Raw genomic sequence first — 25265 nt, 5'->3', positions numbered from 1 at the left:
TGCTCCTAGGGTGCTTGCGTGTGCTTGGGGGCGACGGCGGAATCCGCCGGAATGGGATCGACTGCGGTGGAGCCGGCCGTACTGGAACTGCCGTGGCACGGCGCGTCCTCTGAACAGCGTTCACCGCATTCATGCTTTGTCACGAGGTCAAACTGGGCGCCGCCGTGCTGGTCCACGCCCGTGCGGATGGCGCGCTCCACCACCGAGTCAGCCAGCCGCCGTCGCAGGGACAGCGGATCCCGGCGCAGGTCCTTGACCAGGGCGAAGCACAGCAGCAGCATGACCAGCACGAACGGCAGGGCCGCCACAATGGTGATGCGCTGCAGGCCGGAGAGCGCCTCGGACGGTTTGTCGCCGCCGGCCAGCATCATCACGGCAGCTACTGCACCTGTCAGCAGGCCCCAGAAGATGATCAGGCCGCGCTTCGGGTCAGAGGATCCGTTGGAGCTCAGGGACGCCATGATGATCGACGCCGAATCCGCTCCGGTGATGAAGAAGATGGCCACCAGGACCATGGCCAGGACGATGACCGATGCGGTCAGCCAGGCAGGCATGGACATGTTCTTCACGAGGTCGAACAGTGCTCCGTCGAAGTTGATCGAAGGTGATCCGCTTGCCATGGACACCAGGCCAGGGGTGCCGGCCTTGTCCGCCTCCTGCTGGACGTGGAAGGCCGTGCCGCCAAAGATGCCGAACCAGATGACGCTGACCACGCTGGGGACGAGCAGGACGCCGGTGACGAACTGGCGGATGGTGCGGCCGCGGCTGATGCGGGCAATGAACATGCCCACGAACGGCGTCCACGATACCCACCAGGCCCAGTAGAAGATGGTCCAGCCGGACAACCAGGTCCGCAGCGCTTCGTCACCTACGGCCTCGGTCCGCGAGGACATTTCGGCGAGGTCCCTGGCGTAGTCTCCAACCGCGGCGGGGATGAGGTTGAGGATGAACAGGGTGGGCCCGGCGACGAAAACGATGAGCGCCAGGATCACGGCCAGGACCATGTTGATGTTGGACAGCCATTGGATGCCACGGCTGATCCCGGAAATGGCCGAGGCGACGAAACAGGCGGTCAGGATGGCAACGATGGCCACCAGGACAGGGGTGCCGGTTTCGCTGATCCACCCGTTGGATGTGAGTCCGCTGCCGATCTGGAGTGCGCCGAGGCCGAGGGACGCGGCCGTGCCGAAAAGCGTGGCAAAGATCGCCAGGATATTGATGAACCTGCCCACCGGCCCTTCCACTGTCCTGATCCCGAACAGGGACGTGAACGCTGCGGAGATGAGCTGCCGGCGGCCGAGGCGGTAGGTGCCGTAGGCCATGGCGATTCCGACGACGGCGTACATGGCCCAGGGGTGAAGGGTCCAGTGGAAGATGGAAGTGGCCATGGCCGTCTGGACGGCCGCGGGCGTCCGTCCATCCACGGTTCCCGGCGGCGGGGAGACGAAGTGGTAGAGCGGCTCGGCCACGCCGTAGAACATCAGGCCGATGCCCATGCCGGCCGCGAACATCATGGCAACCCATGAGACCGTCCGGAACTCGGGCTTTTCGCCATCTTTACCCAGCGGGATGTTGCCCCACTTGCCCAGGGCCAGCCACAGGACAAAAACGACGAACAATGAGGCCAGGACCATGAAGAGCCAGCCGGTGTACTCCATGACCCAGTCGAGGGCGAGGGTGGAGGTGGAGGACAGGCTGTCCCGGCCCAGGAAGCCCCAGGCAACAAAGGCCAGGGCGAGGAGGCCCGTGATGCCGAAGGTGACTTTGTCCAGGGTGAGCTTTCGGTTCCGGCGTTCCGCCACCGCCTGCTCAGAGCGGCTCTGGCGAAGCTCCTGCATGATCTGCTCGGTGTTCTCCACCTCGGCCTCCGCGCTGTTGTTAGCGGGCTGGAGATCTGGTTCGGCCCGGACCTCTTTGTCCGGGCGGATATCGCTGTTCAAAGCCATGTCAAGTCCTTTGGTTTGAATTCATGGGCTGGCGTTGTACTCCGGCGCCCACAGGCCGGGGGGAAAGGTTGGGGCTTTGCTGGCGTTCGGCTATCGAGGTCAGCTTTGCCCTAACCCGGCGGTTGTTCCGCAAAGATCAACGCGTCTCGTAATAAGCAACAGAGTGGCCCGAATCACAACCCGATGTCAAGAAGTTACCGAAGTCTTAAGCCCTATTTCAGGGGTTTCAGCTGCGGCTTGACAATGGCCGGAACAGGGGTCAGGCATCGATCACCAGGTCGGACTGGGCAACGGAGCAGCAGGGCAGGAATTTGCCTGCAGAGATTTCCCGCGCCCTGATCCCGCCCTGGTGGTTCATTTCGACCTCGCCGGAAAGCTTGACGACTTTGCAGGAGCCGCACATGCCTTCCTTGCAGTTCGCCCCAATCCTGACGCCGGCGCGCTGGGCAACCTCAAGGATTCGCTCGGTGGGGTCGATCCGCACATTGATACCGGTGCGCATGAAGGACATGGTGAGGCTGCCTGTTCCCACCGTGTCGAAGCTGGAGGCATCAGGGGAAGCGGCTTCCGGCTCCACGCCCGGGCTGTCGGCAGAGGGGTCGGAGCCGGGCTTGTCCGGTTCGCTGATTTCCAGAGGCAGCCCCGAGGCCTCCAGTGTTCCGTCGGCGTCGTAGCCAGGCTCGTAGAGCCCGAACGCGGCGGGCTGGCTTTCGTAGTAGTCCTCGGCGGATTCGGCGATTTCCTCGGCGATTTCCTCCGCGACGTCGGCTGCGAGAGCCACCTCCGCCTGGTATTCAAGGAGCGTCTGCCGGTCTCCCGAGAAGAACTCCATGTAAATGGACGTGTCGTCGACACCAACCTTTTGAAGGAGTTCGGTGGCGGTGTTCAGGTAACCCTCGGGGCCACATGCGTATACCTGCCGGCCGTTGGCGTCGGGGGCCACCTCCTCGAGCATGGCCGCCGTCAGCCTTCCACGGAGCCCTTCCCAGCCCTCCGGTTCGCTTCGGCTGCCCAGGGAGTAGTGGACCTTGACGCGCGAGTCCACGGACGCGATGTAGGCCAACTCCCGGTGGAAGGCAAAGCCTCCGGCATCCGAGCCGTGGTAGAGCACCACAACGTCGGCGTGGCCGGGCAGGGAGTGGATGGTCCGCACCATGGACATGATCGGAGTGATGCCGGCGCCGGCAGCAAGCAAGAGATACCGTGCCCGCCGGTCGGCGTCGGGCAGGTGGAATGCTCCCACGGGTCCCAGCATTTCAAGAACGGTGCCGGGCTTAACGTTCTCGTGCACCCATGGCGAGACCAGGCCGGTGGAGTCGCATTTGACGGTGATGTTGAAGGTCCACGGCTGGGTGGGCGAGCTGGACAGCGAGTAGCTGCGGTCCACCGGGTCCTGGTCCTCGCCGTTCAAGGGGAATGCGATGTTCACGTACTGGCCCGCGCGGAACGCCAGGGGCGCGCCATCGCAGCGGCGGAACACGAAGGTCATCATGGCGCCGGCCTCGGGAATGGTCTCGACGCATTCGGCCATGAATTCCTGCGGATGCCACGGGTTCAATGCCCGGGCTGCCCGGGCAGGTGTTTCAGTGCTTCCCATCACTCTGTTCCACGGCATCTCAAGACCGCGAATTCGCTGTGGTTCCTGGATGGCCGTTTCAGTGAGGAGTTCAATCATGCCAGGTGCTCCTGCACGCGCTGCACGTACCAGTTGATGAATGCCTCAACCTGGTATTCGCTCTTCATGTAGGGGCCGGGCTCGTAGGCGGGGCTGGCGGCACCCTGCTGGCAGAGTTCCACGAACGCCTTGTCCTGCAGGTTCGTCTGCTTCCAGGTGTAGGTGAGCTTCTCCAGGTCGTAGTCGACGCCTTCCACGGCGTCGTCCGCCACCAGCCAGGTGGTGCGTACGAGGCTCTGGTGTTCGTTGATGGGGAAAACACCGAAGGTGATGACGTGGTCGCCGAGGAAATGGAACCAGCTGTTGGGCTGCAGGTGCATGGAGCAGCGGCCAAGGCGGAAGTCGGGCAAGTCACCGAGCAGCTTCTTGGAAAGCCTGCGCCCGTCGGCGGAGAACGATTCGCCCTCTCCATCGAGTGATTCCCGTGAGATCCGGATTCCCGCGATGCGGGTGTCGAGCTGCTCGACCACCTCGTAGGGAAGGCCATAGCGGCGGCAACGCTCTTCGAGCGAGGACTGTGCCTCTTTGTTACGGTCCCACACTTCTTCAAGGTGGGGCGGGACCAGGCCCTCCGTCAGGCCCCAGGTGGGGAAGAGGGAGCAGGCGAGCTCAGGGTGGCCGTCACAGTGGTAACACTCGCGGTTGTTCTCCATGACGAGCTTCCAGTTGCCCTCTTCGATGATGTTTTGCTGGTAGGCAATTTTCGTCTTGGAGAGATCGTGGGGCGCGAGGTAAGGCTCGAAGATCTTGGCGGTTTCGTCGAAGTCTGTCGGCGGTTCATCCGCGATGCAGACGAAGATGAGGCCGGCGACCTCGCGGCCGTGGGCGCGCTTGAGGCCGAAGCAGCTCTTGTCGAACTTGGTTTCCCCCGGAGCGGAGGCATGGATCAGGTTGCCCTCCGGGGAGTAGGTCCAGGAGTGGTAGCCACAGACCAGGTTTCCGGTGGAACCGGCAGCTTCGGTCAGGACGCGGGCGCCGCGGTGGCGGCATACGTTGTGCAGGACGTTCACGTCGCCGTCGTCGTTACGCAGCACAATCAGGGAGTAGGGTCCGTAGTCGACCGTCACGTAGTCGCCGGGCTCGGGCAGTTCGGCCGTGCTGGCCGCAAAGATCCAGTGCTGGCCGAAAATGGCCTTCATGTCGATGTTGAAGATCGAGGGATCGGTGTAGAAGGGTGCGTCGAGGGAGTAGCCGGTGCGCCGGAACTCAAACAACTCGGTGATTTCAGCCAGCTGCTCGGCAGGCAAAGATGCAGCGAGTTTGCCGCGTGAATTGAGGGGCACGTTCACTGAAACAGTCATGGGTTTCCTCCCGGGAGGCATGGGTAGTGGGTATTGCTTGTTGACCATGGAGGCGCGGGTGAAAGCGGCATGATCGAAAAACTTTGTAAGGATGAGATTAGAGTCACAGGAGCCGCAAAAAAAGCGCAAAATTCCGAAGGTTACCCTGCACAATAAGTGCATGATCGATTCGAGGCTTATCACACTTCGCGTGTTCGCCCGGTGCGGCACTATAGGCGCGACCGCTGAGCTTACGGGCTACTCCCCCTCCGCCGTCTCTGCGCAACTGCGGGAGCTCCAGCGCGTGCTTGGAATGCAGCTGCTGACGAAAGACGGCCGGGGCGTGCGGCTGACAGCCACAGGACGGTTTCTCGTGGCGGGTTCGGACCCCCTTATTGCGGAGTGGGAGCGCCTGCGCGCCGCGGCCATGGAGGCCGGCGACCAGGTGCAGCCCCATTTTGGCATCGGGGGATTTTCCACAGCAGCCGCCCAGTTGCTCGCGCCGCTGGCCACCACCTTACGCTCAACGCGCCCCCTGCTGGAGGTTCAGGTTCTTGAGGCCGATCCGGCCCGCTGCTTCGACTTGTTGATCGCGGAACGGATCGACCTTGCGGTCATTGTCGCCATGCAATCCGACACCTATGGTGAGGACGATCCGCGCTTCGAGCAGAAAGTCTTGCTCGACGATCCACTTGATGTCATCATTCCCGGTGACCATCCGCTGGCGTCACGGGGAACAGCCACCCTTGAAGAGCTGGCATCCGAACCCTGGATCACGGAGGCCGCCGGTTCCACCTATCATTCCCTCTTCACCGCGGCCTTCACGGCAATCGGGGTAACACCACGGATTGCCCATGAGGCTATCGAATGGGAAACCCAGATCGCGTTCGTGGGTGCGGGGCTGGGCGTCGGCCTGCTGCCCCGGCTGGCGCCTTTGCATGGTGCGGAGAACGTGGTTCGGCTGCGTATCACCGGCGAGGCTAAACCCACGCGACGCATTGTCGCCGCGGTGCGCAGGGGCAGCATAAACTCACCCCTGATCCAGGAGTCGCTCGGCATCCTGCAGGTTAACGCGAATCGGATCCTCACCGCCCGGCTCGAAGAGGATCTCTGAGCGCTGCCGTGCGGGGCGTGCTGGCATTCGGCAGCGCCCCTATCCTGCATCGGCACAGGCGCATCAGTGGCGGGCGTAGCCCAACCGCGCGCTGATTTCCAGCCCTGCTTCTTTCAGCCCGTCCAGGAGTCCCGGTTCCTTTTCCGGTTCGAAGCGGAAGGCGGGTCCGGAAATGCTAACGGCCCCGACTACCGCGCCCACATGGTTGTAGACCGGCACCGAGATGGAGTTGAGCCCGATCTCGAATTCCTCCCGCACCACGCCATAACCCTGCCGGGCCACGTCAAGTAACTGGGTTTCGAGTTCTTTCCTGTCTGTGATGGTGCGCGGCGTGCGGGCCGGGAGCCCGGTTTCCTTCAGTATCCGTGCACGCTCCTCCGCCGGCAGCCCTGCAAGCAGGATCTTGCCACTGCTGGTAGCGTGCAACGGCGTCAAACTGCCCACCCAGTCGTAGGTGGCGAGGGTGGAAGGGCCCATGGCCTGGTCCACGTTTACGGCGAAGTTGGAGCGCAGCACCGCAAGGTTGACGGTTTCCTTGAACTCCTCGGCCAGAGCTTCGAGGACCGGGCGCGCTTCCCGCACCAGGCTGAGCCTGCCGGGGATGGAACTGGCCAGGCGCAGGATGCCGAAGCCCAGCTGGTACTTGCCGCGTTCGCTGTTCTGGTGGACCATCTCGCGACTGACCAGGGAACCGAGCAGGCGCGACACCGTGGACTTGTGAATGCCCATCTCCTCGGCGATTTCGCTCACTCCGGCATGGCCGTCCCGGGCCAGGATTTCCAGCACTGCCAGGGCGCGGTCTACAGACTGAACGCCGCCGGACTGTCCCGCCTCAACGTCGATGTCGGGTTCGCGCTCATTGTTCGAAGCCATGGTCCATACTCTCAAGTAGGTTGCGCAGGGTGAAATCAACCACACGCAAAAGGTGCCCCGCTTGAGTCTTGGCGCTGCTTATCCGCAGCGCGGGCAGCAACTCCTGCATCACTGCAAAAGCCGAGGCCGCTCCGCTTCAGGCAGAGCAGACCAAGAAGCGTGCCGTCGTCGTCCACTACTGCAAGCCGGCGCCTGCCGGCTGCCTGCAGCGCAGCTGTGCCGGCTTCAACAGGCACCCGGGGACCGATACTCCTGTTGGGCATCACGCCATAGGAGAGGGCCCGGGCCGCCGGTGGTGCCCCTTTCGGGATATCGGACCGCTCCAGCGTGCCGAGGAGGCGGTTAGCCGGATCCACGATCAAGGCCATATGGACGTGGTCGTCCCCGAAAAATCTGCGCACCTGCTCGACGGTGCAGTCCTCCAGCAGCGTCTTCGGGCAGGTGATCATAATGTCTTCCACGGACCGCTGTGGGGGGTTTTTCTCAACCGTGTGGCTTTCCAACGCTGGCCCGTTCATCCCGCGTGACCGCCAATAACCCTGCCCCGGCCGGCAAGCACGCCGGTGACGGCCAGAACCGTCATAATCCCCGCGGTGACGAGGAGCGGGAGTGTCCATCCTCCGCTCACATCCCGAAGGGCCCCGAACATCACCGGCCCTACAGCAGCCATGCCATAGCCAACAGATTGCGCCATGCCGGACAGGGAGGCTGCCTGCGGGTGGCTGACGGTACGGAGGCTGAACAGCGATAAGGCGATGACAATAAGGCTTCCGCAGCCAATGGCGCCCGCAAGCACCCACAGCAGGATAAGGTCCGGCGCAAGTGCCAGCCCCAGGAAGGTCACCACCATGATTGCGCCGCTTGCGAAGGAAACGATCCGCTGGTCCGGGCCGCGGTGCAGGATTCCCCCTGCAAGAAGGCTGGCGAAGACGCTGATGAGCAGGAAGACGGACAGATGGATTCCTGCGGTTGTGGTCGGGACGCCCCGGCTCTGTTCGATGGTGGGCAGCCAGGCCATCAGGACGTAAAAGGCGATCGACTGCAGCCCCATGAAGACCGTCACCTGCCAGCCCAGCGCGGAGGACCACGGCGACCTGTAGGAGGCCACCGGTGCGGCGGCAACCAGCGGGCGGCTGTGCCGGCGCAGCCAGGGCAGGAGCACCGCCATGGCAATGAGGGCCAGTCCCACCCAGATGCCGAGTGCAAGGCGCCATCCGGCCGGCGACGTTTGGGCCACGGGAACGACTACGGCCGCCCCCATAGCGGCGACGGCGGCCTGCGTGGCGGTGTATGTTCCAGTGACCTGGCTGACTCTCGCCGGAAAGTCCCGCTTCACCAAAGAGGGCACCAGGACATTGAGAAATGCGATAGCCAGCCCGATCAATGCTGTCCCCACCCAGATGGAAGACGGCACAGGTAAGGAGCGAAGCACGATTCCCGAGGCCAGGATCAGCAGGGACATCCACAGCGCTCGGTCCAGCCCCAGACGGGCAGCGAACGCGGGTGCCACGGGTGAAAAGACCGCGAAGACAATAAGCGGAAGACCCGTGAGGAACCCTGCCGCGGCGCTGGAGAGGCCAAGGTCACCGCTGATGTTCGACAGAACGGGTCCCACGCTGACAAAGGACACCCGGAGATTGACCGCGATGAGCAGCACGCCGATGAAGGCCAGGCCGAACCTGGCAGTACGCTGCGGTGCGTTCCGGGTAACTGCGGGCATCGAGCGGTGACCATCCTTCGAAAAGTGAGAGAGCGTCGCGGTTTCGGTGGCGTTAAGGGAGAGAGCGTCCCGGTTGGCAGGGCACTCAGAGGATCTTGCGGATGGTTTCCTCGAAGCTGGTGACATGGTGCAGGGCCAGCTCGGCCGCCTTGTCGGCATCCCCTTCGGCCACCGCTCTCAGCAGGTCGACGTGCTCGGTAATGTGCCCGGTGACGGAAGGGACCTTGTCCAGCACCACGCACCAGATTCGCGTGGCCAGGTTGTCGTAGCGGATCAGGGTGCTTTCCAGATGCGGGTTCGCGGCTGCCTTGTAGATCAGCCGATGCACCATGAGGTCGTAGCGCATGAGGTCGCGTGACTCACCGGGCCCGGGGTCGATCCCGGCAATGGCATCCGCCACCTCCAGCAGTTCGCGGCGCATGGCCTCGTTTGCCCTGCGGGCAGCACGGCGGGCCGCCAACGGCTCCAGCAGTTCCCGGATCTCCGACACGTCCGCCAGTTCCGTGAAGTCCACGTTGGTGGCGAAGGTTCCCCGGCGCGGGTAGGACACCACAAGGTGGTCCACCTCCAGGCGCTTAATCGCCTCCCGGACCGGCGTGCGGCCGAATCCCAGCTCTGTAGCGAGTTGGCCTTCGTTGATCGGCTCGCCCGGCCGGATTTCCAGCATGATCAGCTTGTCCCGCAGCTGGCGGTACGCGGCCTCAGCCTGGGACGGTGCCTCGTCCTCGGTCTGGGGCAGGGCAAGAAGTGCGTTCAATGCGCCGCTCCGTTCGTTTGTACAACGTGAAACCGAAACGAAAGCTTCTTGCCGCTTCCGCACCGGCTATTGACTCTGCTGTGATCATAATCATACCATTGAGCAACACACTGATATATCAGTTATCCAGCAAGTGGTATTTCAAAGGAGCATCCGTGGTTGAGCAGTTGAACGAGCGACTTTCCGCAGTCGATCCCGAGGTCCAGCAGGCCATCGCCCAGGAGCTGGTGCGCCAGCAGTCCACGCTGGAGATGATCGCCTCCGAGAACTTCGCCCCGTCCGCAGTCATGGAGGCACAGGGCTCGGTCCTGACCAACAAGTACGCCGAGGGCTACCCGGGCAAGCGCTACTACGGCGGCTGCGAACATGTAGATGTGGTGGAGCAGCTGGCCATTGACCGTGTCAAAGCCCTCTTCGGCGCCGAGTTCGCCAACGTACAGCCGCACTCCGGCGCGCAGGCCAACGCCGCGGCCATGTTCGCCCTGCTGAACCCGGGCGACACCATCATGGGCCTTGACCTGGCCCACGGCGGTCACCTGACGCACGGCATGAAGATCAACTTCTCCGGCAAGCTTTACAACGTGGTCCCGTACCACGTGCGCGAATCCGACCTCCGCGTCGACATGGCCGAGGTTGAGGCCCTGGCTCTCGAGCACCGCCCCCGGCTGATCGTCGCCGGCTGGTCCGCCTACTCCCGCCAGCTCGACTTCGCGGAATTCCGCCGCATCGCAGATCTCGTGGACGCCTACCTCATGGTGGACATGGCCCACTTCGCGGGCCTCGTGGCCGCAGGGCTCCACCCCAACCCGGTGCCGTATGCCGACGTCGTCACCACCACCACGCACAAAACCCTCGGTGGCCCGCGCGGCGGCGTCATCCTGGCCAAGGAGCAGTACGGCAAGAAGATCAACAGCGCCGTATTCCCGGGCCAGCAGGGCGGCCCGCTGGAACACGTCATCGCCGCCAAGGCCGTGGCCTTCAAGCTCGCTGCCTCCCCCGAATTCAAGGAACGCCAGGAACGTGTCCTCCAGGGATCCAAGCTTCTGGCCGAACGGCTCCTCCGCGAGGATGTTGCCGCAGCAGGAATCTCCGTGGTTAACGGCGGCACCGACGTCCACCTGGTCCTCGTGGACCTCCGGAACTCCGAACTGGACGGACAGCAGGCCGAAGACGCCCTGCACCGCATCGGCATCACCGTCAACCGCAACGCCGTTCCGTTCGACCCCCGCCCGCCGATGGTCTCCTCCGGCCTCCGCATCGGCACCCCCGCCCTCGCCACCCGCGGCTTCGGCGCCGAGGAATTCGCCGAGGTTGCGGACATCATTGCGGCGGCGCTCATCGCCGCGGCGGGCACCGGCACCGACGGCAGCACATCCCTCAGCGATGCCGCCGTCGTCGAACTCCGCTCCCGGGTGACGGCCCTCGCCGAGAAGTTCCCCCTCTACCCCCACCTCAGCGACGGCACCGAGATTGCCGCGTTCGAAGCAGACATGATTGGAGCAGCCCAGTGAGCACCCAGCAGCTCCCCGAGCACCCGGACTTCCTCTGGCGCAACCCGGAGCCCAAGTCCTCGTACGACGCGGTGATCGTGGGCGGCGGCGGGCACGGCCTGGCCACCGCGTACTTCCTGGCCAAGAACCACGGCATGACCAACATCGCCGTCCTCGAAAAGGGCTGGCTGGCCGGCGGCAACATGGCCCGGAACACCACCATCATCCGCTCCAACTACCTCTGGGACGAGAGCGCCGCGATCTACGAGCACGCCCTCAAGCTTTGGGAAATCCTGCCGGAGGAGCTCGAATACGATTTCCTCTTCAGCCAGCGCGGCGTGATGAACCTTGCCCACACGCTGGGGGATGTCCGCGAAAGCATGCGCCGCGTCGGGGCCAACAAGCTCAACGGCGTGGACGCTGAATGGCTCGACCCCCAGCAGGTCAAGGAACTCTGCCCCATCCTGAACATCAGCGACAACATCCGCTACCCCGTCATGGGCGCCACCTACCAGCCCCGCGCCGGCATCGCCAAGCACGACCACGTGGCCTGGGCCTTTGCCCGGAAGTGCGACGAGATGGGCGTGGACATCATCCAGAACTGCGAAGTCACCGGCTTCATCAAGGACGGCAACCGCGTTACCGGCGTCAAGACCAACCGCGGCACCATCAACACCGAAAAGGTGGGCCTCTGCGCTGCCGGCCACAGCTCGGTCCTGGCCGAAATGGCCGGCTTCCGGCTCCCCATCCAGTCCCACCCCCTCCAGGCACTGGTCTCTGAACTGCACGAACCGGTCCACCCCACAGTGGTCATGTCCAACCACGTGCACGTGTACGTTTCCCAGGCCCACAAGGGCGAACTGGTGATGGGTGCCGGTGTTGACTCCTACAACGGCTACGGCCAGCGCGGCTCCTTCCACGTGATCGAGCACCAGATGGCTGCCGCCGTCGAGCTGTTCCCCATCTTTGCCCGGGCGCACGTGCTGCGTACCTGGGGCGGCATCGTTGACACCACCCTGGATGCCTCCCCCATCGTGGGCAACACCCCAGTGGACAACATGTTCGTGAACTGCGGCTGGGGCACGGGCGGCTTCAAGGGCACTCCGGCGGCCGGCCTTACCTTTGCGCACAACATCGCCACGGGTGCCCCGCACAAGCTGAACAAGCCGTTCGCCCTGGAGCGCTTCGAAACCGGTGCGCTGATCGACGAACACGGCGCCGCCGCCGTCGCCCATTAGCCGCCAGCGAACACTGCACTTTAGAAAGAAGACGCACATGCTGCTCATCTCCTGCCCCAACTGCGGCTCCCGCGACGAGACCGAGTTCCACTACGGCGGCCAGGCCCACGTTGCCTACCCGGAAAACCCCAACGAGCTGGATGACCGCCAGTGGGCCGAGTTCCTGTTCTACCGGGACAACACCAAGGGCGCCTTCGCCGAGCGCTGGCTGCACAGCACCGGCTGCCGGCAGTGGTTCAACATGCTCCGCGACACCGTCACCTACGACATCCAGGCCGTCTACCCCATGGGCACGCCCCGGCCGGACGCCGCCGGTAAGGGCACTGCCGAGACCGGGACTGCCAGCACCGCCGCTGACAGCACCACCACCGGGACCGCAGCACCCAGCATTTCCGGGACAAGCACCGCTCCAACGAGCACCTCTTCAACCAGCACCACCGCCCCGGAAGGAGCAACCAAGTGACTTCCCAGAACGCCCGCCTCGCCGCCGGCGGACGCATCGACCGCACCATCTCCTGGCGTTTCACCGTCGACGGTGAGGAATTCACCGGCCACCCGGGCGACACCCTCGCTTCAGCCCTGCTGGCCAACGGCCGCATCGCCGCCGGCAACTCGCTCTACGAGGACCGCGCCCGCGGCATCATGTCCGCCGGTGTGGAGGAATCCAACGCGCTGGTCAAGGTGCAGCCGCGTTTCCCCGGCCACGTGGCCGAGTCCATGCTCCCCGCCACCACGGTCACCCTGGTGGACGGCCTGCAGGCCGAACTGCTTAACGGCCTGGGCAAACTGGACCCGGAGGAGGACCGCGCCGAGTACGACAAGAAGTACGTCCACACCGACGTCCTGGTGGTTGGCGGCGGCCCCGCCGGCCTGGCCGCTGCCCGCGAAGCCGTCCGCACCGGCGCCCGCGTAATGCTGCTGGACGATCAGCCCGAACTGGGCGGTTCGCTGCTTTCCGGATCCACAGCACCTGAGCTGGCCGAAACCATCGAAGGCAAGCCGGCCCTGGAGTGGGTGGCGGACGTCGAAGCCGAGCTCGTCTCCGGTGCCGAATCCACCGTCCTGAACCGCACCACAGCATTCGGTGCTTACGACGCCAACTACGTCATCGCCGTCCAGAACCGCACCGACCACCTCTCCTCCCCTGCCGCGTCCGGGGTATCCCGGCAGCGTATTTGGCACATCCGTGCCAGCCAGGTGGTGCTCGCCCCCGGCGCCCACGAACGCCCGCTGGTGTTCGAGAACAACGACCGCCCCGGCATCATGCTGGCCTCGGCCGTCCGCAGCTACCTCAACCGCTACGCCGTCGCCGCCGGGCAGCGCGTGGTCATCAGCACCACCAATGACAGCGCCTACGCCGTGGCCGCGGACCTGCGCGCCGCCGGCGTCAAGGTTGCCGCCGTCGTGGACGCCCGCCCGCAGCTCACCGCAGTGGCTACGGCCGCCGTCGAAGCCGGAACGCGCGTGCTGATCGGCAGCGCCGTGGCCAACACGTCGGCTGATTCCAGCGGCCGCCTTGCCGGCGTCACCGTCCGCAGCATCAACGACGACGGCGAGCTCACCTCGGGCGTCGAGCAGATCGCGTGTGACCTGCTCGCTGTCTCCGGCGGCTGGAGCCCGCTGGTGCACCTGCACTCCCAGCGCCAGGGCAAGCTCCGCTGGGACGACGAACTGGCCGCTTTCGTACCGAGCACCGTGGTGCCCAACCAGCAGATCGTCGGCTCGGGCCGTGGCAGCTTCGCCACCGCTGACTGCCTCACCGAGGGTATCTTCGCCGGCGTCACCGCGGCTGCCGCCGCAGGCTTCACCTCCGCCGTCCAGCCGTCCGTGATCGGCGAGCCGAAGGCCTCCGCCCCCACCCGCCAGCTGTGGCTGGTTCCGGGTGAGCAGGGCACGCCGGATAACTGGCACCACCACTTCGTGGACTTCCAGCGCGACCAGTCCGTGGCCGACGTGCTGCGCTCCACCGGAGCCGGCATGCGGTCGATTGAGCACATCAAGCGGTACACCTCCATCAGCACCGCCAACGACCAGGGCAAGACCTCCGGCGTCAACGCAATCGGCGTCATCGCCGCCGCGCTCCGCACGGCCGGCGAAGCTTCCCGCGGCATCGGCGACATCGGCACCACCACCTACCGCGCACCTTTCACGCCCGTGGCCTTCGCGGCACTGGCAGGGCGCCAGCGCGGCGAGCTGTTCGACCCGGCCCGCAAGACCTCGATCCACCCGTGGCACGTCGCCAAGGGTGCCCTGTTCGAGGACGTGGGGCAGTGGAAGCGGCCCTGGTACTACCCGCAGGACGGAGAGGACATGGACGCCGCGGTGCTGCGCGAGTGCGCCGCCGTCCGCGAGTCCGTAGGCTTCATGGACGCCACCACCCTGGGCAAAATCGAAATCCGGGGCAAGGACGCCGGCGAATTCCTCAACCGGATCTACACGAACGCGTTCAAGAAACTTGCCCCCGGGTCCGCCCGCTACGGCGTAATGTGCACCGCTGACGGCATGATCTTCGATGATGGTGTGACCCTCCGCCTGGACGAGGACACCTACTTCATGACCACCACCACCGGCGGTGCCGCAAAGGTGCTCGACTGGCTGGAGGAATGGCTGCAGACCGAGTGGCCGGAGCTGGACGTGCACTGCACCTCGGTGACCGAACAGTGGAGCACCATTGCCGTCGTCGGGCCGAAATCGCGCGACGTGATCGCCAAGGTCGCACCGGAACTGGCCGCCAACGGCGGACTGGAAGCTGAAGCCTTCCCGTTCATGACGTTCCGCGAAACCACCCTCGCCTCCGGCGTCCGCGCCCGGGTCTGCCGGATCTCCTTCTCCGGTGAGCTGGCCTACGAGATTAACGTGCCGTCCTGGTACGGGCTGAACACGTGGGAGGCCGTGGCAGCCGCCGGCGCCGAATTCAACATCACCCCCTACGGCACCGAAACCATGCACGTGCTCCGCGCCGAAAAGGGTTACCCCATCGTCGGCCAGGACACCGACGGCACCGTCACTCCGCAGGACGCGGGCATGGAATGGATCGTCTCCAAGGCCAAGGACTTCATCGGCAAGCGCTCCTACGCACGTGCAGATGCCCGTCGCGAGGACCGCAGGCACCTGGTCAGCGTCCTGCCTGTGGACGGCACGCTGCGGCTGCCGGAAGGTACCCAGCTCGTTGAAAAGGGTCGGTCAACCAACCCCGCCTACGGTCCGGTCCCCATGGAAGGCTTCGTCACTTCCAGCTACCACAGCGCGGCACTGGGAAGGTCGTTCGGCCTGGCACTGATCAAGAACGGGCGCAACCGCATTGGCGAAACCCTGGTGGCTGCCGCCGGCGACCAGCTGGTGGACGTCGTCGTCGCCGAAACCGTACTTTTTGACCCCGAAGGGACCCGCAAAGATGGCTGAAACAGCAGCACCCGCAACTACCCGCCAAAAGGACCTCTCCGTGCGCGTCAGCCCGGCCGCCCAGCTCCGGGCAGCCTTTGAAACCGGCTCCGTCCAGGGGCTGGTGGAAATCAACGAAGTACCGTTCCTGACCATGGTGAACCTTCGGGTCAACAGGGACAGCGACGCCGGACAGCGCGTAGCCTCCGTCACCGGCGGCCTGCCCGCAGCGTGCGGCAGCGTCAGCGGTACCGGGGACACGTCCGTGCTGTGGCTTGGGCCCGAGGAGTTCGTGGTGGTGGCCCCCACCGAAGCGCACGAGTCCCTCGGCGGTGACCTGATCCAGGCACTCCGCGAAGCGCTGGGTGACGGCGAAGGCCAGGTGGTGGACCTCTCCGCCAACCGCACCACCTTCGACCTCACCGGGCCCCGGTCACGCGCCGTCCTCGAAAAGGGCTGTTCCCTGGACCTGCACCCCCGCGTGCTCAAGGCCGGCACCGCGCTGTCTACGGAAATCGGCAACATCCCGGTGGTCCTGTGGAAGACGGGCGAGGAGTCCTTCCGGATCTTCCCCCGGGCCTCGTTCGCGGACTTCCTGGGGCGCTGGTTCCTCGACGCCATGCGGGAGTACGCCTCCCCCGAGGTCCCCTAAATGGCGCTCAGCGTCCTGGACCTGTTCTCCGTTGGCATCGGGCCCTCCTCGTCACACACGGTGGGCCCGATGCGGGCAGCGAAGCTGTTCGCGGACGGACTGAAGGGCGACGGACACCTGAGCTCCACCAGGCGGGTCCAGGCAGAGCTGTTCGGCTCGCTGGGCGCCACCGGACGGGGCCACGGCTCGGATAAAGCCGTGGTCCTGGGTTTGAAGGGGCTCGATCCCGAAACCGTGGATACGTTCACCGCGGATGACCAGGTGGCCGCAGCCGCCCTGGACGCCGAACTGTGGATCAACGGCGACCACCGGGTGGACTTCAACTGGGACGAGGACGTGGTGCTGCACCGGCGCAAGTCGCTGCCGGCCCACCCCAACGGCATGACGTTTCGGGCGCTGGACCACGCAGGCACTGTGCTCAGCGAACGGAGCTTCTATTCAATTGGGGGCGGCTTCGTGGTTGACGGTGATGCCGGCGCCGGGGACCGCGTGGTGGCTGATACCACCGCGCTCCCCTACCCCTTCAACACCGCCGACGGGCTCCTGGAAATCTGTGAGCGCGAAGGCATGTCCATTTCGGATGTCATGCTGGCCAATGAGCTGGTCTGGCGGAGCGAAGCGGAACTGCGGGAGAAGCTGCTGGGGCTCTGGGCCGTAATGCGCGAATGCGTGGACAACGGCTGCGCTGCGGAAGGGATCCTTCCCGGCGGGCTCAACGTTCGGCGGCGCGCGCCGTCGTTGTTCCAGACCCTGACGGCGGACACCGGGGTGACCGATCCGTTGCGGGCCATGGAGTGGGTGAACCTGTTTGCGTTGGCCGTGAACGAGGAAAACGCTGCCGGCGGGCGGATTGTCACGGCCCCCACCAACGGTGCAGCGGGCATCGTCCCGGCGGTGCTGCACTACTACGTGAAGTTTGTCCCCGGCGCCAACGACGACGGCGTGGTCCGCTTCCTGCTGGCGGCGGCCGCCGTCGGAATCCTGTTCAAGATCAACGCCTCCATCTCCGGTGCCGAGGTGGGCTGCCAGGGTGAGGTGGGCTCCGCCTGTTCCATGGCCGCCGCCGGGCTCTGTGAAGTGCTGGGCGGCACCCCTGCCCAGGTGGAGAACGCCGCCGAAGTAGGCATTGAACACAACCTCGGCCTGACATGCGACCCGGTGGGCGGGCTGGTGCAGATCCCCTGCATCGAGCGGAATGCCATCGCCAGCGTCAAGGCCATCAACGCCGCCCGCCTTGCCCTGCACGGCGACGGCAGCCACAAGGTATCCCTCGACAAAGCCATCAAAACGATGCGTGAAACAGGAGCCGACATGAAAACCAAGTACAAGGAAACCTCCCGCGGAGGCCTTGCCGTCAACGTAATCGAGTGCTGAACAATGACTGCCATCCAGACTGAATCTCCCCTCACCCAGCCGCCCACCAGCGTGGAGCATGTCCTCACGCTGGACTGCAACGAGTCACCGGGCATCGTCCATGCCGTGTCCGGCTTCCTGCTGGAGCACGGCTGCGACATCATCGACAATCAGCAGTTCGGCGAACGCTCCGAAGGCCACTTCTTCATGCGGGTGCATTTCGCGTCCGACGGCGATGCCTCCACGGCGGACGCGCTGCGGGCCGCTTTCGCCCCGGTGGGCGAAAAGTTTGGCATGAGCTGGCAGCTGGAACCCCACGGTTCAAAGCGCAAGGTCCTGATCATGGTGTCCAAGTTCGGGCACTGCCTCAACGACCTGCTGTTCCGCGCCAGGATCGGCGAGCTGCCCATGGAGGTGGTGGCGGTGGTCTCCAACCACCTCGACCACCAGGGGCTTGCCGAATGGCACGGCATCCCGTTCCACCACATCCCGGTGACGGCGGCCACCAAGCCGGAAGCCGAAGCCCGGCTGATGGAACTGGTGGACGGGCTCGGGGTGGAGCTGGTGGTGCTGGCCCGGTACATGCAGGTCCTCAGCGATGACCTGACCCGCAAGCTGGACGGCCGGGCCATCAACATCCACCACTCGTTCCTGCCCAGTTTCAAAGGTGCCAAGCCGTACCACCAGGCCTACGCACGCGGGGTCAAGACCGTGGGTGCCACGGCGCACTACGTCAACGCGGAGCTGGACGAGGGCCCGATCATCGCCCAGCAGGTGGTGGAGGTGGACCACACCTACGGACCCGAGGACCTGGTGGCGGCTGGCCGTGACACCGAATGCAAGGCCCTGTCCAACGCCGTCCGCTGGCACTGCGAGGGGCGTGTGATCCTGCAGGGGAACCGCACGGTGGTCCTCCGCTAACCGCCGCCCCCACCCGACGCTCTCTCCCTTAATGCAGGTTGTCGGGCGATCCTCTTTCCCTTAATGCAGGTTTTGCCGTGACACTCTCTCACCTTTTTGGTGGGAGAGCGTCACGGCTTTAAGTGGTTCTTCGTGACTGACTACTTGGGCTGGAGCTCAGTCGCCGTTGGCAAACCCGGAGGCCTGTGGGTGGTCCAGCCACCCGTTCCGGAGGGCACGTTTGATTCCCTCCACTGCCCGCCGGAAATCGTCAGCAAGATCGTCTTTGTCGAAAACCAGGACGGTCCAGCCGGCTGATTCGAACGCCTTGTCCCGCCTCCTGTCGCTAAGGATCTGTGCCTCACCGAGGTGATGTTCGCCGTCGTACTGAATTGCAAGGCGGCGATGACGATAACCGAGATCGGCCGACGGCGACCTCGGTTCTCCTGGATGCAATGGCACCTGGAGTTCGGGCTCGGGCAGGCCCGCGTCACCGATTGCGAGTCGCAACAGCGATTCCGGCGCTGAGTCGGCACCGGCCCGCATCAGATCCAACGCTTCACGGGCCCGAACAATGCCTTGGAGATTGGGGTGCCGGGCCACCAGGATGCGCAGCCCCGAGAGGGTGTCGTACGGCTGCGTCCTTCCCTCGAAATCCACACGCGGGGTGCGGACGAGTTCGTCACCCATGCTTACCAGGTCATGGAGCGGCAGGACCCGGGCCAGATCGAGCCAGGTGCGGGACCGGGTGGTCAGATGGATGCCGTCAACCAGCTCAATTTCACCTTCAAGCACCAGGACGGTGTGCCCGAACACGCCCTTGCGGCGGACCGATGGCAACGAGTGGCCCACCACGGCTACCTGCACGAGCCGATGCAGGGCATCGACGCAGCAACGGAGGGGCGCTACATCGACCGCGGACTGGAGGCGCTCGCCAAAGCTGCGGGCGTGGAGCCGGTGGGCTTCCGGGCACCCTGGTGGGAGCTCAACTGGCACTCCCCGGCGCTCCTGGCGGACCGCGGCTTCCTCTACGATTCGAGCCTGCTCGACGGTGACGCCCCCTACCGCTTCAGCGTCGCCCCCGGTGACGCACGGGACATCGTGGAAATCCCCGTCGATTGGGCCCTGGACGACTGGGAACAGTACGCCTTCTACCCCGGTGTAACCGGCAGCGGCGTAATTGAAAGCCCGGCCAAGGTCCTGGAAATGTGGACTTTGGAGGCGGAGGCACACCACGCCCAGGGCAGCTGTTTCGTCCTTACCAACCACCCCTTCATTTCCGGCCGGCCATCCAAAGCGGTGGCCCTGGAGCGGCTGATTGAGCGGGTGAAGGGGATGGACGGCATGTGGGTGACCACCATGGAGGACATCGCAGAACACACCCGCAGGGCGGTGCAGGAGGTCCACACCCACGCCCGGATCGACGTGCCGGGCTTCCCCGATACGGGGGCAAGATTTACGGCTCCGGCCGTACGGGAGTCCACCCGCACCTCTGCGGCAGGATAGGAAAACGGAGGGGGACCGCACCTGAAGGTGCAGTCCCCCTCCGTTTCGCTTAGGGGATACGTCAGTTCCGGACGCAGTGCCTGGTGAGCGCTTTAGGCGTGGACGTTATGGACGTGACTGGCCGGCCTCGGCCAGGTCTGCGGTGGACTGTGCAGCTCCGGCGTGGACAGTGGCCCCTGCCAGGCCAGTGGAAGCCGAAGATTCCGGGGCGGAGCGCCGCAGCGCAGGTGCGGGAGTGGAGGCAGCGTGTTCGGCGAGGACACCGGTGTGGTGCCGGAGCTTCAGGCGGTACATCAGGACGCCGGTAATGATGACGGTGGCCACGAAGATCACTCCGCCCCACTGCAGGTACCACTCGAACGGCGGGACGGAGTTGTAGATTTCCGGCCTCGGCCAGATCAGGTTCAGCGTCATGGCGCCGCCCCACAGGACCGCGAGGATGTTCACGGGGACACCCCACTTGCCGAGGCTGAAGCCGGATTTTCCGTGGCTTTCGTCGGACAGCGGCCATTTCTTCAGGAAGCGCCGCCGCAGCAGCGGGACGGTGACCAGCAGGTAGGAAAGGTAGATCAGGACAATGCTGATGCTGGACAGGATGGTGAAGATCGCGGGCTGCGAGACGTTGACGATCAGCGGAATCATGGCGATGATTCCGATGACGATGGCCGCCACCGTGGGCGTCTTCCGCTCGGGGTGCACCTTGCTGAGCTGCCGGCTGAAGGGCAGATTGTTGTCCCGGGCCATGGCGAACATCATACGGATGGCGGCGGCGTGGACGGCGAGGGTGCAGACGATCACGGCCACGACGATGCACACCAGGAAGGCCTTGCCGAACGGGCCTCCCAGCACGGAGAGCACGATGTACTGCAGGCCGCCGTCGGCAGCACCCAGCTTGGGGTCGTTCAGGTCCGGGGCGGCCAGGAGGCCGCCGAGGAGGATCAGCCCGCCGAGGATGAAGGACGCTGTGATGGCCCGCAGGATGGCCTTCGGAGCAGTCTTTTTCGGGTCCTTTGTCTCCTCCCCCAGCGAACTGGCGGTGTCGAAGCCGTACATGACGTAGCCGGAAGCCATGGCGCCGATAAGGAACACCCCGAAGAAGCCCAGGTCGTGGTCCATGCCATAACCCGCGGTGCTGAACAGGACTTCAGGCCCCCGCACCACATGCCAGGCAAGGGCAAGGATCAGGAGCACGGCGGCAGCGAGCTCCACGAACACGCCGATGCTGTTGATTTTGGTCATCAGCTTCACACCGAAGGCGTTGATGAGGGTGGAAATGGAAATCATGATGCTGGCGAGCAACACACCGTTAAGGGCGAAATCGTACGTGCCGGTGCCGTCTCCGATGATCTGGAAACCGGACCAGATCTGGGGCAGCGTCAGCTGCAGCGCCAGGGCAACGGCCCCCAGCGCCACGATCGAGGAAATGAGGAGCAGCCAGCCGGCCAGCCAGGCGAACGTTCCTGATGAGAGCTGCTTCGCCCAGTTGTACACGGATCCGGCCACGGGATAGCGGCCGGCCAGTTCGGCGAAGCAGAGCGCCACCATGAGCTGGCCGACGAAGACGATGGGCCAGGACCATGCGTAGGCCGGCCCGGCCATGGCGAAGCCAAAGTAGAACAGTTGAAAAACACCGGTGAGGATGGAGATATAGCTGACGCCGGCCGCGAAGCTGGCAAACTTGCCGATGCTTCGGTCCAGGGTCTGGGCATAGCCGAACTCGTCCATGCCGCTTGAATCAGAACTTTTGCTGGGTTCCAACATACGAACTCCTAGGTGAGAAAAGCACGATGATGATGCCCCGCGGCCTCCATTGGACGCAGGTGATATCGGCGGCCGGGCGCCACGCCTGCGGCGCCCGGCCGTTTCCCCCAAATGCTGTCGCTATCCCGCGGCCCCCACCCCGGCGTCCCCGGCAGGTGAGCCAAACCAGCCGCTGGATGCGGGCTGGATGTTCTGCCAGATATGTTTTGCCTCGCGGTACTCATTGAGTCCCGCGGTGCCAAGCTCCCGGCCGATGCCGGACTTCCCGAAGCCGCCCCACTCCGCCTGCGGGACGTACGGGTGATAGTCGTTGATCCATACTGTTCCGTGCCGGAGGCCGCCCGCAACACGTTGCGCCTTCGACGCATCGGATGTCCAGACTGCGCCGGCAAGGCCGTATTCGGTGTCGTTGGCGATCGCCACGGCCTCCGCCTCGGTCCGGAACGTCTCGACCGTCAGCACCGGGCCGAACGATTCCTCCAGCAGCACGCTCATGCCGGAGCGGCAGTTGCCGAGCACGGTGGGCGGATAGAAGAAACCCTCCGCGAGGGGTCCCTCGTGCGGTATGTAGCCGCCGCACAACAGCTCGGCGCCCTCAGCAATCCCGGCCTGGACGTAGGCGTGGACCTGATCACGGTGCTTGGCGGAAATCAGCGGGCCCGTCTCGGCATCCGGATCGAACGGTCCGCCCATCCGGATCCTTTTCGCCCTCTCCACAACCTCGGCCACAAAACGCTCAGCGATGGTCTCCTCGACGACGAGCCGCGCCCCTGCCGAGCAGACCTGGCCGGAGTGCAGGAACACCGCGGTCAGGGCATTGTCGACGGCGGCGTCCCAATCCGCGTCCGCGAAAACCACGTTGGGGTTCTTTCCGCCGAGTTCGAAGGCGACGCGCTTCACAGTTTCCGCAGCGGCGGCCATGATTGTCTGGCCGGTCGCGAGGCTTCCGGTGAGGGAGACGAGGTCGACGCGCGGGTCGGAGCTGAGCGGGCCGCCCACCTTCGATCCCTTTCCGGTCACGAGGTTTGCAACGCCGGGAGGAATGCCGGCTTCGGCGAGGGTTTCCATGAGCAGGATCGAGGTGGACGGGGTGAGTTCGCTGGGCTTGAGCACAAACGAGTTTCCCGCGACGAGCGCCGGGGCCACCTTCCAGGCGGCCTGGAGGAGCGGGTAGTTCCACGGGGCGATGAGGGCACAGACGCCCAGCGGCTCGTACACCACGCGGCTGATGGTGTTAGGGCGGCCGGTGTCGATTACCCGGCCGGCATCCAGACCGGCGATTTTGCCGTAGTACCGGAAGCACGCGGCAATGTCGTCGATGTCGTACTCGGCTTCGACAAGCCGTTTGCCGGTGTCAAGTGCCTCGGCCCGGGCATAGACGGCTTTGTCCCGCTCGAGCAGCTCCGCGACGCGGAGCATAACGGCGCCCCGTTCGATGTCGGTGAGCCTCCGCCAGGGGCCGTGGTCGAACGCGGCCCGGGCACTGGCGATCGCCCGCTCTGCGTCCTCCGCCGTTGACGAGGTGACAATTGCCACCTCGCGCCCGTCCGCCGGGCAGCGCACCACCGTGGTGCCGCCGTCGGGCGCCTGCTGCCAGGCGCCGTCGATATACAGGCCCTTGACTACGTCCTGGGCTTTCCCGGCCTGGTGGACTGCTTCAACGGTGGCGGTCATCGTGTCTCCTTCTTTACATCCATCATGCCTAGACCTTTGCCGCCGCTGCAGCCGCTGCCGCAGTGAGCGGGGCGCCGTTCCGCTCCAGCGGGCTGAGGCCGTGCCGGTAGAAATCTGCGTGCTGCGGAGCCAGGGGCTTTTTGCCGGCGATCAAATCCGCGGCCTTTTCGGCAAGCATCATGACAGGCGCGTAGATATTGCCGTTGGTGACATAGGGCATTGCGGACGCATCCACCACGCGCAGGCCGCTGGTGCCGTGCACCGTCATGTCCAGCGGGTTCACCACGGCCATGGGGTCGGTGTCCGGCCCCATCTTCGCGGTGCAGGACGGGTGCAGTGCGGTTTCGGCGTCACGGGCCACCCAGTCGAGGATCTCGGCGTCCGTCTGTACGGCGCGGCCGGGTGAAAGCTCGCCGCCGTTGAAGGGCTGCATGGCGGACTGGCCGAGGATGTCACGGGCCACATGGATGGCCTCGACCCATTCGCGGCGGTCCTGGTCCGTGGACAGGTAGTTGAACACCATCGACGGGTGCACCGTGGGATCGGTGGACTTGATCTTGAGCGTGCCGCGGGCGTCAGAGTACATGGGGCCGATGTGCACCTGGTAGCCGTGCTTCGCATCCGCCTTCTGGCCGTCGTAACGGACGGCGACCGGGAGGAAGTGGAACATCAGGTTCGGGTACGCAACATCCTCGTTGGAGCGGACGAACCCGCCGCCTTCGAAGTGGTTGGTGGCTGCCGGTCCCTTCCGTCCCAGCATCCACTGCATGCCGATCCACGGCATGCGCCAGACGTCCAGGGCCGGCTGCATGGAGACCGGCTGGGTGCAGGCGTGCTGGATGTAGACCTCAAGGTGGTCCTGAAGGTTTGCCCCGACGCCGGGCAGGTTGACCACCGAGTTGATGCCCAGGGAGTTCAGGTGTGCCGCGTCGCCGATTCCGCTGAGCTGCAGCAGCTGCGGGGTGTTGATGGCGCCGCCGGCCAGGATCACCTCGCCGGCGTTGACCTGGTGGGTCTTGCCGTTGCGGCGGTAGGTGACGCCCGTTGCCACATTGCCCTTGAAGTTGACCTTGGTGACCAGGGCCCGGGTCAGGACGGTCAGGTTGGTCCGGCCGAAGTTGGGACGGAGGTAGGCGCGGGAGGCGGAGAGCCGCTGGCCCTTGTGGACGTTGCGGTCGAAGGCAGCGAAACCCTCCTGGCGGTACCCGTTGACGTCGTCCGTGCGGGGGTAGCCGGCCTCCTGCGCGGCGGTGAAGAACGCCTGGAACAGCGGGTTGGTGGCCGGGCCGCGTTCCAGGACGAGGGGGCCGTTATGGCCGCGCAGTTCATCGTCCGGGTCTGCGGCGAGGGCGTTTTCCATCCGGTTGAAGTAGGGCAGGCAGTGGGCGAAGTCCCAGGTTTCCATGCCGGCGTCAGCGCCCCACCGCTCGTAGTCGAGCGGGTTTCCGCGCTGGAAGATCATGCCGTTGATCGAGCTGGAGCCGCCGAGAACCTTGCCGCGGGCGTGGGCAACCCGCCGGCCGCCCATGTAGGGCTCCGGGTCAGATTCGTAGCGCCAGTCATAAAGCGGGTTGCCGCTGGGGAAGGTCAGGGCGGCGGGCATCTGGATGAAAAGGTCCCAGGGGTAGTCGCTGCGTCCGGCTTCGAGAACCAGGACGCTGCTGTTGCCCCCGTCGCTCAGCCGGTCGGCCAGCACGGAACCCGCGCTGCCGCCGCCGACGATGACGTAGTCGTAGCTGTCTTTTGTCATGCTGCAAAGTCTCCTTTTACCCGATGCCAGTCACTGGCCCGATCGGGTCGTCGTTCTTCCGGATGCGAAAGGGTGACCGTGTTAGCCGGAGAATCCGCGGTATTCCCTGGTGTGGCGTAGGTCATATCCAAGGAGAGTAGTGCACGTTGAACAAGTGTTCAATAGGAAAACTGGACAAGTGTTCAACAATTTACG

At 65.1% G+C, this 25265-nt stretch carries 19 protein-coding genes and 1 pseudogene; 9 read left to right on the top strand and 11 right to left on the bottom strand.

What is annotated here, in order from left to right:
* Positions 1-5: 5 nt before the first annotated feature.
* From AC5RTE_RS05260 to AC5RTE_RS05250, 3 genes are all read right to left on the bottom strand, one after another.
* The gene (locus AC5RTE_RS05260) at positions 6-1946 is read right to left on the bottom strand and encodes a BCCT family transporter (protein WP_494040352.1); all 1941 of its coding nucleotides are present in this window, start codon (positions 1944-1946) and stop codon (positions 6-8) included.
* Between the two features lie 259 nt (positions 1947-2205).
* Positions 2206-3621, bottom strand: coding sequence for a ferredoxin reductase (locus AC5RTE_RS05255; RefSeq protein ID WP_494040351.1), 1416 nt, complete (start codon positions 3619-3621; stop codon positions 2206-2208).
* Entirely contained in the window at positions 3618-4922 is a 1305-nt protein-coding gene (locus AC5RTE_RS05250; RefSeq protein ID WP_494040350.1) for an aromatic ring-hydroxylating oxygenase subunit alpha, read from the bottom strand. The genes AC5RTE_RS05255 and AC5RTE_RS05250 overlap by 4 nt, the downstream gene beginning before the upstream one ends.
* A 160-nt stretch (positions 4923-5082) precedes the next feature.
* Here AC5RTE_RS05250 and AC5RTE_RS05245 point away from each other — a divergent pair, with 160 nt between their 5' ends.
* Entirely contained in the window at positions 5083-6015 is a 933-nt protein-coding gene (locus AC5RTE_RS05245) for a LysR family transcriptional regulator (protein ID WP_494040349.1), read from the top strand.
* 63 nt (positions 6016-6078) lie between these two features.
* On the opposite strand, the gene AC5RTE_RS05240 is transcribed toward AC5RTE_RS05245, so the two are convergent.
* From AC5RTE_RS05240 to AC5RTE_RS05225, 4 genes are all read right to left on the bottom strand, one after another.
* A complete protein-coding gene (locus AC5RTE_RS05240; protein ID WP_494040348.1) occupies positions 6079-6888 on the bottom strand; it encodes an IclR family transcriptional regulator in 810 nt (269 codons plus the stop codon).
* A 35-nt stretch (positions 6889-6923) separates the two neighbouring features.
* Positions 6924-7337, bottom strand: coding sequence for a CBS domain-containing protein (locus AC5RTE_RS05235; RefSeq protein ID WP_494040347.1), 414 nt, complete (start codon positions 7335-7337; stop codon positions 6924-6926).
* Between the two features lie 65 nt (positions 7338-7402).
* A complete protein-coding gene (locus AC5RTE_RS05230; RefSeq protein ID WP_494040346.1) occupies positions 7403-8608 on the bottom strand; it encodes an MFS transporter in 1206 nt (401 codons plus the stop codon).
* Between the two features lie 85 nt (positions 8609-8693).
* Complete coding sequence (locus tag AC5RTE_RS05225) at positions 8694-9365, bottom strand: GntR family transcriptional regulator (RefSeq protein ID WP_494040345.1); 672 nt, start codon at positions 9363-9365, stop codon at positions 8694-8696.
* A gap of 155 nt (positions 9366-9520) precedes the next feature.
* Between AC5RTE_RS05225 and glyA the strand changes: the two genes are divergently transcribed.
* From glyA to purU, 7 genes are read left to right on the top strand one after another with little or no spacing between them, the layout of a single operon-like run.
* Positions 9521-10876, top strand: coding sequence for a serine hydroxymethyltransferase (gene glyA, locus AC5RTE_RS05220; protein ID WP_494040344.1), 1356 nt, complete (start codon positions 9521-9523; stop codon positions 10874-10876).
* Entirely contained in the window at positions 10873-12093 is a 1221-nt protein-coding gene (locus tag AC5RTE_RS05215; protein WP_494040343.1) for a sarcosine oxidase subunit beta family protein, read from the top strand. Before glyA ends, AC5RTE_RS05215 begins: the two co-directional genes overlap by 4 nt.
* A 37-nt stretch (positions 12094-12130) precedes the next feature.
* Complete coding sequence (locus AC5RTE_RS05210; RefSeq protein WP_494040342.1) at positions 12131-12556, top strand: sarcosine oxidase subunit delta; 426 nt, start codon at positions 12131-12133, stop codon at positions 12554-12556.
* Entirely contained in the window at positions 12553-15495 is a 2943-nt protein-coding gene (locus AC5RTE_RS05205; protein WP_494040341.1) for a sarcosine oxidase subunit alpha family protein, read from the top strand. Before AC5RTE_RS05210 ends, AC5RTE_RS05205 begins: the two co-directional genes overlap by 4 nt.
* Positions 15488-16126 carry a sarcosine oxidase subunit gamma gene (locus tag AC5RTE_RS05200; protein ID WP_494040340.1) on the top strand — a complete coding sequence of 213 codons (639 nt, stop codon included), beginning with the start codon at positions 15488-15490 and terminating at the stop codon, positions 16124-16126. The genes AC5RTE_RS05205 and AC5RTE_RS05200 overlap by 8 nt, the downstream gene beginning before the upstream one ends.
* A complete protein-coding gene (locus AC5RTE_RS05195; RefSeq protein ID WP_494040339.1) occupies positions 16127-17500 on the top strand; it encodes an L-serine ammonia-lyase in 1374 nt (457 codons plus the stop codon).
* Positions 17501-17503: 3 nt separating this feature from the next.
* Positions 17504-18400: a formyltetrahydrofolate deformylase gene (purU, locus tag AC5RTE_RS05190; RefSeq protein ID WP_494040338.1), complete on the top strand. Its 897-nt coding sequence runs from the start codon at positions 17504-17506 to the stop codon at positions 18398-18400.
* Positions 18401-18556: 156 nt separating this feature from the next.
* Here the strand turns inward: purU and AC5RTE_RS05185 are convergent, their stop codons facing one another.
* Complete coding sequence (locus tag AC5RTE_RS05185) at positions 18557-19246, bottom strand: endonuclease domain-containing protein (RefSeq protein ID WP_494040337.1); 690 nt, start codon at positions 19244-19246, stop codon at positions 18557-18559.
* Here AC5RTE_RS05185 and AC5RTE_RS05180 point away from each other — a divergent pair.
* Positions 19208-19885, top strand: a pseudogene (locus AC5RTE_RS05180) (polysaccharide deacetylase family protein); the annotation flags it as partial. The gene AC5RTE_RS05185 and the pseudogene AC5RTE_RS05180 overlap by 39 nt on opposite strands.
* A gap of 105 nt (positions 19886-19990) precedes the next feature.
* On the opposite strand, the gene AC5RTE_RS05175 reads toward AC5RTE_RS05180, so the two are convergent.
* The 3 genes from AC5RTE_RS05175 to betA all read right to left on the bottom strand — a co-directional run bounded on the left by AC5RTE_RS05175 (position 19991) and on the right by betA (position 25070).
* Positions 19991-21646 carry an APC family permease gene (locus AC5RTE_RS05175; RefSeq protein ID WP_494040336.1) on the bottom strand — a complete coding sequence of 552 codons (1656 nt, stop codon included), beginning with the start codon at positions 21644-21646 and terminating at the stop codon, positions 19991-19993.
* A gap of 120 nt (positions 21647-21766) precedes the next feature.
* Entirely contained in the window at positions 21767-23320 is a 1554-nt protein-coding gene (locus AC5RTE_RS05170; RefSeq protein ID WP_494040335.1) for an aldehyde dehydrogenase family protein, read from the bottom strand.
* Positions 23321-23348: 28 nt separating this feature from the next.
* The gene (gene betA, locus AC5RTE_RS05165; protein ID WP_494040334.1) at positions 23349-25070 is read right to left on the bottom strand and encodes a choline dehydrogenase; all 1722 of its coding nucleotides are present in this window, start codon (positions 25068-25070) and stop codon (positions 23349-23351) included.
* Between the last annotated feature and the right edge of the window lie 195 nt (positions 25071-25265).

The sequence above is a fragment of the Arthrobacter sp. K41 genome (assembly GCF_059089645.1).
The sequence above is the reverse complement of the archived record's forward strand: the minus strand, read 5'-3'. Positions and strand labels throughout refer to the sequence as shown.

Excerpts from the sequence above, each read along its gene's own strand:
- AC5RTE_RS05260 (WP_494040352.1), bottom strand. The coding sequence starts at position 1,946 with ATGGCTTTGAACAGCGATATCCGCCCGGACAAAGAGGTCCGGGCCGAA.
- AC5RTE_RS05255 (WP_494040351.1), bottom strand. The coding sequence starts at position 3,621 with ATGATTGAACTCCTCACTGAAACGGCCATCCAGGAACCACAGCGAATT.
- AC5RTE_RS05250 (WP_494040350.1), bottom strand. The coding sequence starts at position 4,922 with ATGACTGTTTCAGTGAACGTGCCCCTCAATTCACGCGGCAAACTCGCT.
- AC5RTE_RS05245 (WP_494040349.1), top strand. The coding sequence starts at position 5,083 with ATGATCGATTCGAGGCTTATCACACTTCGCGTGTTCGCCCGGTGCGGC.
- AC5RTE_RS05240 (WP_494040348.1), bottom strand. The coding sequence starts at position 6,888 with ATGGCTTCGAACAATGAGCGCGAACCCGACATCGACGTTGAGGCGGGA.
- AC5RTE_RS05235 (WP_494040347.1), bottom strand. The coding sequence starts at position 7,337 with ATGATCACCTGCCCGAAGACGCTGCTGGAGGACTGCACCGTCGAGCAG.
- AC5RTE_RS05230 (WP_494040346.1), bottom strand. The coding sequence starts at position 8,608 with ATGCCCGCAGTTACCCGGAACGCACCGCAGCGTACTGCCAGGTTCGGC.
- AC5RTE_RS05210 (WP_494040342.1), top strand. The coding sequence starts at position 12,131 with ATGCTGCTCATCTCCTGCCCCAACTGCGGCTCCCGCGACGAGACCGAG.
- AC5RTE_RS05200 (WP_494040340.1), top strand. The coding sequence starts at position 15,488 with ATGGCTGAAACAGCAGCACCCGCAACTACCCGCCAAAAGGACCTCTCC.
- AC5RTE_RS05195 (WP_494040339.1), top strand. The coding sequence starts at position 16,127 with ATGGCGCTCAGCGTCCTGGACCTGTTCTCCGTTGGCATCGGGCCCTCC.
- purU (WP_494040338.1), top strand. The coding sequence starts at position 17,504 with ATGACTGCCATCCAGACTGAATCTCCCCTCACCCAGCCGCCCACCAGC.
- AC5RTE_RS05175 (WP_494040336.1), bottom strand. The coding sequence starts at position 21,646 with ATGTTGGAACCCAGCAAAAGTTCTGATTCAAGCGGCATGGACGAGTTC.
- AC5RTE_RS05170 (WP_494040335.1), bottom strand. The coding sequence starts at position 23,320 with ATGACCGCCACCGTTGAAGCAGTCCACCAGGCCGGGAAAGCCCAGGAC.
- betA (WP_494040334.1), bottom strand. The coding sequence starts at position 25,070 with ATGACAAAAGACAGCTACGACTACGTCATCGTCGGCGGCGGCAGCGCG.